The organism is Clostridium carboxidivorans P7 (genome assembly GCF_001038625.1).
Taxonomy (GTDB): Bacteria; Bacillota; Clostridia; order Clostridiales; family Clostridiaceae; genus Clostridium_AM; species Clostridium_AM carboxidivorans.
Window position 1 is genome coordinate 5,175,534 of record NZ_CP011803.1, and the last position, 12,653, is coordinate 5,188,186.

General features: G+C 29.0%; 9 protein-coding genes. 5 read left to right on the forward strand and 4 right to left on the reverse strand.

Annotation, left to right across the window (positions count from 1 at the left end; all coding sequences use genetic code 11):
• Positions 1-89 precede the first annotated feature (89 nt).
• Entirely contained in the window at positions 90-2,483 is a 2,394-nt protein-coding gene (locus Ccar_RS23305; protein WP_007059179.1) for a phosphoketolase family protein, read from the forward strand.
• Between the two features lie 102 nt (positions 2,484-2,585).
• A complete protein-coding gene (locus Ccar_RS23310) occupies positions 2,586-3,623 on the forward strand; it encodes an aldose epimerase family protein (RefSeq protein ID WP_007059178.1) in 1,038 nt (345 codons plus the stop codon).
• A gap of 113 nt (positions 3,624-3,736) precedes the next feature.
• On the opposite strand, the gene Ccar_RS23315 is transcribed toward Ccar_RS23310, so the two are convergent.
• A complete protein-coding gene (locus Ccar_RS23315) occupies positions 3,737-4,885 on the reverse strand; it encodes an aminotransferase class V-fold PLP-dependent enzyme (protein WP_007059177.1) in 1,149 nt (382 codons plus the stop codon).
• A 289-nt stretch (positions 4,886-5,174) separates the two neighbouring features.
• Between Ccar_RS23315 and moaA the strand changes: the two genes are divergently transcribed.
• The gene (gene moaA / locus Ccar_RS23320) at positions 5,175-6,131 is read left to right on the forward strand and encodes a GTP 3',8-cyclase MoaA (protein WP_007059176.1); all 957 of its coding nucleotides are present in this window, start codon (positions 5,175-5,177) and stop codon (positions 6,129-6,131) included.
• A 39-nt stretch (positions 6,132-6,170) separates the two neighbouring features.
• Here the strand turns inward: moaA and Ccar_RS23325 are convergent, their stop codons facing one another.
• The gene (locus tag Ccar_RS23325) at positions 6,171-7,379 is read right to left on the reverse strand and encodes an EAL and HDOD domain-containing protein (RefSeq protein WP_007059175.1); all 1,209 of its coding nucleotides are present in this window, start codon (positions 7,377-7,379) and stop codon (positions 6,171-6,173) included.
• A 295-nt stretch (positions 7,380-7,674) separates the two neighbouring features.
• Between Ccar_RS23325 and Ccar_RS23330 the strand changes: the two genes are divergently transcribed.
• Together Ccar_RS23330 and Ccar_RS23335 are read left to right on the forward strand one after the other, a co-directional pair.
• On the forward strand, positions 7,675-9,393 hold the full coding sequence (locus Ccar_RS23330) for a methyl-accepting chemotaxis protein (RefSeq protein WP_007059174.1): 1,719 nt from the start codon (positions 7,675-7,677) through the stop codon (positions 9,391-9,393).
• Positions 9,394-9,587: 194 nt separating this feature from the next.
• Positions 9,588-10,133 carry a hypothetical protein gene (locus tag Ccar_RS23335; protein WP_007059173.1) on the forward strand — a complete coding sequence of 182 codons (546 nt, stop codon included), beginning with the start codon at positions 9,588-9,590 and terminating at the stop codon, positions 10,131-10,133.
• Positions 10,134-10,366: 233 nt separating this feature from the next.
• Here the strand turns inward: Ccar_RS23335 and Ccar_RS23340 are convergent, their stop codons facing one another.
• A complete protein-coding gene (locus Ccar_RS23340) occupies positions 10,367-11,065 on the reverse strand; it encodes a hypothetical protein (RefSeq protein WP_007059172.1) in 699 nt (232 codons plus the stop codon).
• 134 nt (positions 11,066-11,199) lie between these two features.
• Entirely contained in the window at positions 11,200-12,651 is a 1,452-nt protein-coding gene (locus tag Ccar_RS23345) for a HAMP domain-containing sensor histidine kinase (RefSeq protein WP_007065112.1), read from the reverse strand.
• Between the last annotated feature and the right edge of the window lie 2 nt (positions 12,652-12,653).

Consider the following 12,653-nt stretch of genomic DNA (forward strand, 5'->3'; position numbering starts at 1 on the left):
ACAATTAACAAAAATCAAACACTTGTTATTTGTTAAATATGACATCAGATGATTTCACAATGAAAAAATTATAAATCAGGAGGAATATTATGAAAGTTATAACAACAAAAGAACATACAGGTGAAGGAAATATTACACCAGAATACTTGAAAAAGGTGGATGCTTACTGGCGTGCTGCTAATTATTTATCTGCAGCACAATTATATTTATTAGACAATCCTTTACTTAAAGAACCTTTAAAGCCTGAACATTTAAAAGGAAAAGTAGTTGGACATTGGGGAACTATTCCTGGACAAAACTTTATTTATGCTCATTTAAATAGAGTTATAAAAAAGTATGATTTAGACATGATTTATGTTTCTGGACCAGGACATGGTGGTCAAGTTATGGTATCCAATTCTTATTTAGATGGAACTTACAGTGAGGTTTATCCTAATGTTGCTCGTGATATTCCTGGTTTAAAGAAACTATGTAAACAATTTTCTTTCCCGGGTGGAATTTCTAGCCATATGGCACCTGAAACTCCTGGTTCTATACATGAAGGTGGAGAATTAGGTTATTCTTTAGCTCACTCATTTGGTGCAGTTTTTGATAATCCTAGTTTAATTACTGCTTGCGTTGTTGGTGATGGTGAATCTGAAACTGGTCCACTTGCTACTTCATGGCAGGCAAATAAATTTTTAAATCCTATTACAGATGGTGCAGTACTTCCAATATTACATTTGAATGGTTACAAAATTAGTAATCCTACTATATTATCACGTATTCCTAATGAAGAATTAAAAAAGTTCTTTGAAGGAAATGGATGGAAGCCTTATTTTGTGGAAGGCGAAGATCCTAAAACTATGCATGAATTAATGGCTAATACACTTGATATAGTAACTGAAGAAATTCTTAAAATACAAGAAAATGCTCGTAAAAATAATGATGCTACTCGTCCTAGGTGGCCAATGATTGTTTTACGTACTCCAAAGGGATGGACAGGTCCTAAAATGGTTGATGGAGTTCCAAATGAAGGTTCTTTCCGTGCGCACCAGGTACCTCTTCCAGTAGACCGTTGTCACACAGAACATTTAGATGATTTGGTAAAATGGTTAAAGAGCTATAAACCAGAAGAATTATTTGATGAAAATGGTAGATTAGTTCCTGAACTTCAAGAATTAACTCCAAAGGGAAATAAGAGAATGGCATCAAATCCACATACAAATGGTGGTTTATTATTAAAGGAACTTCGTACTCCTGATTTTCGTGATTATGCTGTAGATGTACCTACTCCAGGAGCTACTACTTCACAGGATATGATTGAACTTGCAAAATACCTACGTGATGTGGTTAAATTAAACGAAGAAAATCGTAACTTCCGTATCTTTGGACCAGATGAAACTATGTCCAACCGTTTATGGGCATTATTTGAAGGAACTAAACGTCAATGGTTACCAGAAATAAATGAACCAAATGATGAATTCTTGGCTCATGATGGAAGAATTGTAGACTCAATGCTTAGTGAACATTTATGTGAAGGTTGGTTAGAAGGATATTTATTAACTGGACGTCATGGTTTCTTCTCAAGCTATGAAGCTTTCCTTCGTATTGTAGATTCTATGATTACTCAACATGGAAAATGGTTAAAAGTAACTTCAGAACTTCCTTGGAGAAAAGATATAGCTTCTCTAAATTTAATAGCTACATCTAATGTATGGCAGCAGGATCACAATGGTTATACACACCAGGATCCAGGTTTACTTGGTCATATAGTAGACAAGAAACCAGAAATAGTTAGAGCTTATTTACCAGCTGATGCTAATACTCTACTTGCTGTTTTTGATCATTGTCTTCATACTAAACATAAAATCAATGTATTAGTTACATCAAAACATCCAAGACAACAATGGTTAACTATGGAACAAGCTGTTAAGCATGTAGAACAGGGTGCTAGTATTTGGGACTTTGCAAGTAATGACCAGGGACAAGAACCTGATGTAGTTATAGGTACTTGTGGTGATACTCCAACTTTAGAAGGTTTAGCAGCAGTTACAATTTTGCGTGAACATTTACCAGAGCTTAAAGTTCGTTTTGTAAATGTAGTAGATATGATGAAGCTAATGCCTGAAAATGAACATCCTCATGGATTAAGTGAACAAGATTATAATACATTGTTTACAACAGATAAGCCAATTATATTTGCTTTCCATGGCTATGCTCATTTAGTTAATCAATTAACTTATCATCGTGCTAATCATAACTTACATGTTCATGGTTATCAAGAAGAGGGTACAATTACGACTCCATTTGATATGCGTGTTCAGAATAAATTAGATAGATTTAATCTTGTAAAAGATGTAGTACAAAATTTACCTCAACTTGGAAACCGTGGAGCACACCTTGTTCAATTAATGAACGACAAAATAGTTGAACATAATAAATACATTCGTGACTTTGGTGAAGATCTTCCTGAGGTTGCTAAATGGCAGTGGCATGTGTAATTGCTAACAGATTATTATAATGATAAAATAGGAACTATTATACTAAGAAATTAGTATAATAGTTCCGTTTTTGTAAAAATATGATATGAGGGGATGAGTAACATGGTTCAAAGTGAACTATTTGGATGTATTGGAGAAAAGGAAATTAGAAAGTATACAATGACAAATAGTAATGGAATGAAGGTTTCTTGTATTTCCTATGGAGCTAAATTAACAGAAATTTTTGTGAAAGACAAACAAGAAAACTTATCAAATGTTTTATTAGGTTTTGATAATTTAGATAGTTATTTAAAAGATAGAAGTATGTTTCTAGGAGCAGCCATAGGAAGAGTTGGTGGTCGTATAGCTAAAGGTAAATTTCAAATTAAAGATAATTTATATAAGGTGCCAACTAATGAGGGAGAAAACACATTACATGGTGGAGAAAACGGTTTCGATACATTAATATGGAATAGTGAAGTTGTAGAATCTAAAGATGATACCAGCATAATTTTTTATAGAACAATTACATCTGAAGAAGATGGTTTTCCAGCAAACTTGCAGGTGAAAATAATATATACACTTAATAATAAGGATGAAGTTCTAATTACTTTTAAAGGTATATCTGATGATTATACACTTTTTAATCCTACAATTCATTCGTATTTTAATTTAAATAATGATTTTAGCAAATTGTTATCAGGACATACATTACAAATTAATGCAGATAATTATACTGAACTTGCTGATGATTTAGTACCAACTGGCAAATTAAATGATGTATCTGAAACACCATTAGATTTTAGAGAACAGAAAGATTTGTCACAGGCAATTGAAGATGTAAAAAGACATTTCAAAATAAGTGGTATTGATCATCCTTTTAAGGTAGACAATAGTGGAAATATAGCAACTTTAATTAATCATGAGACAGGTAGACGTCTTGATATTGAGTCAAATCGTAATGGATTAGTAGTTTATACTCTTAATGTTGTAGATCAGATTTGGAAGGTTCAAAATAAGAAAGTATTGCCTGAATTTGGAGTAGCTCTAGAAGCTCAAACATTACCTGATTCAATACATCACAAAAACTTTGGAGATATAGTATTGAAACCAAATAAGGAAGAGGAATATTATATTAAATATAAATTTAATATAGTATAACAAATAGATTTTTGTATATTTTAAATTAATAAGACTGACACCTTTTTTATATTGTGTCAGTCTTGTTTTTCATTGAAAGTTTTCAAAATTAAAGTGTAATTTATATCACATAATTATTTTATACATTTATAAATGCAATCTATAGCATAATTAATTTCTTCTTCTGTATTAGTATGACTGAAGCTCAAACGAACAGTACCTTGAGGATAAGTGTTAAGGGTTTTATGTGCTGATGGAGCGCAATGAAGACCACATCTGTTAAGTATTGAGTAGTCACTTGATAGTTTAAATGAAACTTCCGCATTGTCGCTGCTTGTAAAATCAAGAGATACAACAGCAGTTCTATTCTCTATTCCATCTAAACCTACTAATCTTATATTATCCATGTTTTTAATCTTATTTATAAAAAGTTTTGTAAGGTAGAGTTCTTTTTCTCTTATAGTATTAAGACCTATATCTTTTAAATAGTTTAATGAAGCATTTAATCCAAATACTCCAGGAATATTCATAGTACCGGCTTCAAATTTATCAGGCATATAATCAGGTTGTTTTTCTGAGGACGAAACACTTCCAGTACCACCTTCTATAAATGGATCAACTAGAGGTACAAGATTAGTATCTATTATAAAGCCTCCCATACCTTGAGGGCCAAGAAATGCCTTATGACCAGTAAAAGCTATAGCATTTGCATTTAAGGCTTTAAAGTCTAAATCCAAAAATCCGGCAGTTTGAGCACTATCAATTAAAAAGTATAAATTGTTTTTCTTGCAAAATTCCCCAACTTGTATAAGCGGTAAAATAGTGCCACATACATTAGATGCATGAGTCATAATTACAGCTTTTGTATTTGGCTTTAAGTATTTATCAAGATCTTCTATGTTAAGTGTACCATCGATATTGCAAGGTACTCTGGAAAATTCTACAGAAGACTTTTCCATAGAGGTTAGCGGACGCATAACAGCATTATGTTCCATAGAAGATACTATTACATGGTCGCCAGGTTTTAGTAAACCTTTAATTAAAATATTTAAACTTTCAGTAATGTTCTTTGTAAACACAACATTTTCAGGAGTATCAAAATTAAAAAAAGAACAAATCAAATTACGAGTATCAAAAAGTACTCGTTGAGCTTGAAGAGCAGAAGCATAAGCACCTCTATTTACATTACAGCCTATGTTTGTTATATAATTTACCATACTTTCAGCAACTCCTGGAGCTTTAGGAAAACTTGTTGCGGCATTATCAAAATATACAGAATTCATTATTGTACCACCTCTTAAGTAATTATAATTTTAAAGTAATTATAACATTATAAAGAGAAATGCTAAAGCTAATAAGAATATTTTCTATATGGATTTTATTTTACTAAATGGTGAAATTTTCCGAAAATTTAAAATAATTTATGTGAAAATTATTAAAAAGTTATAAATTGTGTTGAATAATATTTAAAAGCGTTATATGATATTAAGTAATACGAGGATATATATTAATGCTTGTCTAAAAAATTTAAACACTGAATCCATAATATATATAATTAAAGGTGGGTGTAAAATGATTGATAACTATGGAAGAAATATAGACTACCTTAGAATTTCCCTTACAGATAGATGTAATTTAAGATGTATATATTGTATGCCTGAGCAGGGCGTTTCTAAAAAGTGCCATGAAGATGTAATTAGATTTGAAGAAGTCTTAAAGATTATAAAATCTGCAGTTCCTCTTGGAATAAAAAAAATAAGGTATACAGGAGGGGAACCTTTAATATTAAAAAATATAAGTTCATTAATAAGTGAAACTTCTAAAATACAACAAATTAAGGATATAGCTATAACTACTAATGGAATACTTTTATACGATTTAGCCGATGAGTTAAAAGAAGCAGGACTCAAGAGAGTAAATATAAGCTTAGATACTTTAAAAGAGGACAAGTTTAGTTATATAACTAGAGGTGGAGACTTAAATAAAGTATTAAAAGCAATAGAAAAATGCATAAGTTTAGGTATTAAAGTAAAAGTTAATACAGTACTTATAAAAGGGATAAATGATGATGAAATAAAAAACTTTATAGATCTTACTAGAGAAATACCTGTAGAAATAAGATTTATAGAACTTATGCCTATAGGGGAAGGCGAAAAGCTTTACAAAAGTGGTTTTATGTCTTCAGAAGATGTTTTAAATGAGTTTCCAGAACTTATACCTTTAGAATCTAGTAAAAGTAGCACTGCATCTATGTACAAGCTTATTGACTCAAAAGGTAAAGTAGGATTTATCAGTCCACTAAGTTGTAAGTTTTGCAGCAATTGTAATAGAATAAGACTTACATCTATGGGAACCATTAAACCTTGTCTTCATTCAGCTAAAGAAATAAACATAAGGGAATATGTAGATAATGAAGTTTTACTCACATCAGTTTTAAAGGATATTATATATAATAAACCTTCACAACATCATTTAGAATGTGATAATAAAAGTCATAGTTTAAAAATGATGTATCAAATAGGTGGTTAAAAAAGAATTAAAGCAAAAATAATGGCTATAGGGTAAAACTTAATAGCCATTAAGTTGTTTTAACCAATTTAAGGATTCAAAATAGCAGTTTGATAAATCTTGCTCACTAACATTTAATTTTTTTGAATATGTATCTACCTTGTCCCAAAGTCCTTTTTCATAAAAAGTTATTAATTTGATTATTGAACTTAATATATTTTCTTTATTTAATAGAGCATCTTTAATTTCAACTGATAAGCACAAATCTTTTACTATTATTTCAATAGGTTGATTTAAAATTACATCAATAAATGAAAGTAAACCTGTAATATATGAACTATAGCTTTTGTATTTTAATCCCATTTTAACGCAGAGTAATTCTGCAAATTTAGCTCTAATAAGTGTACAATTTATTAATTCATTTGGTTTATCTTCTCCTAGAGAACGTATTATAACTACATATATCCATTTTTTGATTTCTCTTTCTCCAAGCAACGAAATTGCTTGTTTTATTGAGTTTACCTTATTTTTTAATGAAAATGCTGTTGAGTTTACTAATCTTAATAGTTTAAAGGAAAGAGAAACGTCTATTAATATAAGCTTTTCTAAGCCTTCGATATCAAGGTCTTCATTAGTTAATTCTTTTAAAATTTTAAAGTTAATAAGTTTATCATGTGGAATATCTTTCCCAGAAAGTATTACAGGTTTACTAAAATAGTAACCCTGAAAATATGAATATCCCAATGATTTTGCTTCATTAAATTCATCTATAGTTTCAACTTTTTCTGCAAGAAATCTAATATTATTTGAGTTTATTCTTTTTATTATATTTTGTCTTTCATACCCTTTAGTTATGGAAAAATCCACCTTTACAATATCAGCAATCTGTATAAGATTATTGTGTTTTTCATCAAATACAAAATCATCAAGAGCGATAGTATATCCTTTTTTCTTTAATTTTTTGCATTCCATTATAACTTTGGGACTTGGATAAACGTTTTCCAATATCTCAATTGTAACAATATCAGGAGGTAACAATGCAATAAAGTCCTGATTTAATAAGTTTTCAGTAAAATTAATGAAAACATGTTTTCCATTGGTAACATTATCTATTCCTAAAGTATACAAACTATTTATTACATTTAAAGTAGCAGTATCGCCATCCCCATTTGTATATTTATTATCATAGCTATTTCTAAAAAGTAATTCATATCCTATGACCTTATTACTTTTGTTAAAGATAGGTTGTCTTGCTACAAATATGTCCATTAATGTTCACCTCCGTATAAATGCTTTATATAGTAATTATTGCATGGTATATAAAAATTTGCAATAAAATTCACTAATAGTACAAATTAATATACATAATTTTTACAATATTGTGATTAAGCATAGATAGGTTTCATGTATTGGTAAAAAATATAAAAATATAACATATATTTTTACAAAATTACATTTTTAAAAAAATTTTCATATGAAATAGTACATATATTGAGAAATAATATTAATTTATAAAATAAACAGTCGATATATATGTATAAATTTTTTATAAAGAGGTGAAGTTATGAATTTAAAAAAAGTAAAGCTAACAAGTAAACTTTTATTTAGTTTTGGTGTTATGATGATAATGCTTATTGTCATTTCAACTGCAGCTATAGTTAAACTTAAGGAATCAAATGCACTATTATATCAAACAATTAATGTAAATAACAGGAAGGTAAAATTAGCTACTGATATGAGAGGATACATTAACAAAATAGCAATAGACATTAGAGATATTGGAGTTAGTAATGATGTGAATTACATGACTTCAAAGAAAAAGGAAATAGATGAAAGTTTAGCAAAATACGAAGATGCACAAAATGAATTGCAAAAATTACTTTCTACACAAAAAGGCAAAGAAATATTTGAAAAAGTGAAATCTGGTAAAGAAGATGTTGTTCCAATTTTTAATGATGCTGTAAAGACTGGAATGAGGATTGGTGTAACTAATGAGGAATTATTGGTTATGTTTGAGAAAATGGAAAAGCCTCAAAATGCTTTGATTTCTAATATTCAAAGTATGGTAGATTTACAAGATGAATTATCCAAACAACAGGGAGCGAAGGCGAATGCTTCTGCACAAAAGGTTATACAATTGATGATTATTATTGGTATTGCATGTTTAATTTTAATTGTTATATTCTCATATATTATTATTAAAAGTATAAAATCACAGATGAAAGAGTTATCAGAGGCAGCAAATAAACTAGCACAGGGAAATTTTAATTTTGAGATAGAAGTTCATGCAAATGATGAAATTGGACAAACAGTTAAGGCATTAAATGATGCTATAAAGGTTTTAAAGGGAACAATAATTGAAGTAAAAAACCAGGGCCAAAGTACAACTGAAAGTGTAAATAGAACGGTAAAAATGTTTGAAGAGGTAAATTCTCAAGTTCAGAGTATATCAGCATCTACAGAGCAAATATCAGCAGGAATGGAAGAATCTGCAGCATCCTCAGAAGAAGTAACATCAATGGCAACTACAGTAAAGGAAGAAGTAAATGTTTCAGCTGAAAAGGCTAAAGAAGGACTAAATATTGCTATTGCAATAGAAAAAAAGGCTGATGATATAAATAAAAATTCTTCACAGGCTAAGGAAAATGCAGAAAAAATTTATAAGTATGCTAAAGATAAATTAGAAAAAGCTATAGAAGATTCTAAAGTAGTTAAAAATATATCAGAAATGGCTGATAGTATTTTAGATATATCAGAACAAACAAATTTATTATCATTAAACGCAGCTATAGAAGCTGCACGTGCAGGAGAACATGGAAAGGGATTTGCAGTAGTTGCAGAAGAAGTACGTAAACTTGCGGAGGAATCATCTGACGCAGTTGTTGAAATACAAACTAATGTTAAAAAGGTTTTAGCTGCTGTAGAAGAACTGTCCAATTCCTCCAGGGAAGTTTTAGTGTTTATTGAAAGTGATGTTTTAAAGGATTATGGAAATTTAATAGAGATAAGTAAACAATATAAAAATGATGGAAGCACTGTTAAATCTATAGTGGAAAATTTTTCAGAAGTTTCAGAAAGTATTTCCAGTGCTGTAGATCAAATTGTAAAAAGTATGGAGGAAGTTGCTGTTTCTGTAGGTGAAGTTGCAAAAGCTTCAGGAGAAATAGCAGAGGGTGTATCTGCAGTAAATGATAAAAATATGCTTATATCACAAGAAGTTGATAAAAATGCAGAAGGAGCAGAAAAGCTATCAATAATTATGGAAAATTTTAAAATAAATTAGAAATTACTATACAAAGCCGTTGGTATTAGCAAACTTTTAAAGGTTAGCTGTTAATATCAACGGCTTTAAAATTTAAGCAACAAATATATTTGTTGCTTAAATTGTTATGAAGCTGTTATGAAATTGTAACAAAAAAGTATTAAGATTTAGTAAATAAAGTTAATATTAAGTGTAAAAAGGAAGGTATAATAAAAATGAAAAAACATAATTTATTTAGTAAATCTGTTATGTGTTTAGTTGCAGTTGCTATGTCAGTATCTTTATTTGCAGGTTGTGGTAGTAAAAGCAGTACTAGTACTGGCAGTAGTAGTACTAAACAAACAACTTCACAAAGTAGTAATAAGACAAGTAACTCAGATGAAAGAAAAACACAGATACAAGAAAGTCTTAAAGCTCTTGTAACAGCAGGAACTATAAACCAAACTCAATCGGATAAGATTCTAACAGCTCTTACAACTAAACCAGATAATAAAAGCGGAGATAACAAGCCACCACAAGATAATGGTCAGAATAATAATCAAAATCAACAAAGTAATCAACAGGGAAATGGACAAGCTAATTCACAAGGAAATGATCAAAATAAAGGTAAAAGTCCTTTAAGCAAACTAGTAACTGATGGGGTTATCACTCAAGCTCAAGCAGATGCTGTTATGCAAAAGATAAGTGCTAATATGCCTCAAAAGAACAATGGACAATCAACTTCAAACAATAGTAGCCAAACATCTCAAAGTTCTAATTAGTGAAAAAGTTTTACCTAATGGATGACTACTGTGACATTTCCACTAAGTAAAATTTATTGATAAAAAGAGGAAGATGACTTTACCTTCCTCTTTAGTCTTTAATATATGCTAGTTTATAAACATTCAAAGCTAGTTTAACTTATTTACTTAGTTAATGTTAATTAAGCCAGTCTACATTATGTATATATTAAATTTTTATTGGATATTTATAAATAAAGTTTTATTTTGTTATTCTAGCTTTCTTGATTCTGGGATGAATTAGTTTCAGTATTTGATTTATTGATATTTTGATCAATAGAACTTATAATAGTATCTTCTTGATCTTGAGTTATAACCTTTGAACTTACTAGGTTATCTAGTGTAGATTTTACTGTTGTATTTAAATTATTTTTATACATATTAGAAAGTCTATTTGGTGGAGTAGGAGTAAGGCTTCCTATTGAATTAGCTTGATCCTTAGATATAATATTGGCACTTACTAAATCTTTTAAAAGGTCAGGTTTACCTTCAGATTTCTTTTGCTCTAAATAAGATTTTCTATCACTAGTACTCATATTTTTAAGCTTATCCATTTCAGATTTTCTTTCTTCATTTTTTTGTTGAATAAAATCTTCAATTTTATCTTCTTGATCTTGAGTAATAGTTCCAGCAGTTACAAGACTACTAAGTTTTGATTTAATGCCATCAGATAAGTTAATGTTAGGGGCAATAAAGTTATTGATGTTATTAGTATATGGTTGACCGTATTTTATTGATGATGTTGTAGAACTTAAAGTGTCAACAGCTGTTTTGCTTAATTGAATTGAATCAGTAGTTATATCAGTATTTGAGTCATCTGAATCAGTGTTGTTAGTACTATTAGTTGTTAAGTTGTTATTATAAAGAGGATTAAGTAAATATTGATAAATGTCATTTGTAGTATTAACGTTCATAATATCACCCTTTCTTTAAAAATAATAATTTATCTCATAATAATTATAATTGTAGATTGTTACAGGCATGTTACAATTATGTCACAGTTGGTATATTGTGGATAAATGGTGCGTTTAATTATAAATTACCAAGCTTAGGTGATTTTAATTAAGGGCAATTCAATTATAAACAATGCTCCTGAATCAGAATTTTTAGCGATAATTTTTCCATTATGCTTTTCAATAATATTTTTGCTGATAGGCAAGCCTAAACCAAAGTTGCCTTTTTTACCTTTATAAAATCTTTCAAATATATTAGGAAGATCATTTTTTTGAAAACCTACGCCATCATCAGATATAGTTAAGAGTATTTTACTATCTATAACTTTAACTGTTAATATAACAGCACTAGATGCGTATCTTATACAATTGCTTATTATATTAGTAATTGCTCGCGAAAGTTTTTCTTCATCTGCATTTATTTCAATTTTTTTATCTATGTTATTTAGAATAATTTTTATATTATTATTTACAGTAATAGTATTCATGCGTCGAACACAACTTTTTATTAAATCGTTAAAATCCAAATTATTATAGTGATAATTATCATCTATTGTATTAAGCCTAGATAAGTAAAGTAAGTCTTCAACTAAACGGGTTAATCGTTTTGTTTCATCAATTATAATGTCAGCAGCCTCATCAGTATCAATCACATCATACTTTATACCTTCGGCATAACTTTGGATCGACATAAGTGGAGTTCTAAATTCGTGAGATGCATTCTGAAAAAAAGTTTTTTGTGCTTTATCATATATCTCTAATTTTTCAGACATGATATTAATGTTGTTTACAAATTCACGTAATTCATCATCTACAGACATATTAATTTTGGTATCAAAATTTCTTTCAGCAATAGATCTTATATGTTGACTGAGCGTAGAAAATGGAGAAGATATTTTTTTTGATAAAATAGATGAAAAAATTAAAATAATCAATGATGAAAAAATTAAAATAATTGAAAGAATAATATTTATTCCAATTTGCAGTTGTTTTACTTTTTCAATGTTTGAATATATGATTATCCATCCCAGTCCAAAGGAATTTTTTTCAGATACAGGTTTAACTATTGCTATATATTCAGTACCAGATAAATAAAAGTTCAAATAATTTTTAGAACTAAGTTTTTTTGATTTATTTGCAGTTTCATTTATTTGTTTTAATATATCGGCTGAATTTACAGAGGATTCTCTTGGAAAAGGAGTTAGTATATTTTTAGATTTATCAAGTAAAATATAATTTGCATTCAAAACAGTAAGGGAATCTCTCAATGAACGATCTAACATAAAATAGAAATGTATAAGGCTATTACTGTTTTGAGGTGAAGGAGGTGGTGGCGGCACCTTCTCTGATTTTACAAAAAAATCTGGCCCATGCTGTAAGGCTATGCGCTCAGTATTTGATGCAATTTTATTTAATTGCATAAATAAATCCTTTTCAAAATATAGACGAATAGCAATATTAAATATTATTGTAGTCAGTGTAATTAACATAATAATTATAATAATATTATATTTAAAAATTCTCCATTTAATTGTAGTTTTTTTCATAA

Bases quoted from the DNA above. Each gene is read 5' to 3' on its own strand.
- Ccar_RS23305 (WP_007059179.1), top strand. From the start codon at position 90: ATGAAAGTTATAACAACAAAAGAACATACAGGTGAAGGAAATATTACA.
- Ccar_RS23310 (WP_007059178.1), top strand. From the start codon at position 2,586: ATGGTTCAAAGTGAACTATTTGGATGTATTGGAGAAAAGGAAATTAGA.
- Ccar_RS23315 (WP_007059177.1), bottom strand. From the start codon at position 4,885: ATGAATTCTGTATATTTTGATAATGCCGCAACAAGTTTTCCTAAAGCT.
- moaA (WP_007059176.1), top strand. From the start codon at position 5,175: ATGATTGATAACTATGGAAGAAATATAGACTACCTTAGAATTTCCCTT.
- Ccar_RS23325 (WP_007059175.1), bottom strand. From the start codon at position 7,379: ATGGACATATTTGTAGCAAGACAACCTATCTTTAACAAAAGTAATAAG.
- Ccar_RS23330 (WP_007059174.1), top strand. From the start codon at position 7,675: ATGAATTTAAAAAAAGTAAAGCTAACAAGTAAACTTTTATTTAGTTTT.
- Ccar_RS23335 (WP_007059173.1), top strand. From the start codon at position 9,588: ATGAAAAAACATAATTTATTTAGTAAATCTGTTATGTGTTTAGTTGCA.
- Ccar_RS23340 (WP_007059172.1), bottom strand. From the start codon at position 11,065: ATGAACGTTAATACTACAAATGACATTTATCAATATTTACTTAATCCT.
- Ccar_RS23345 (WP_007065112.1), bottom strand. From the start codon at position 12,651: ATGAAAAAAACTACAATTAAATGGAGAATTTTTAAATATAATATTATT.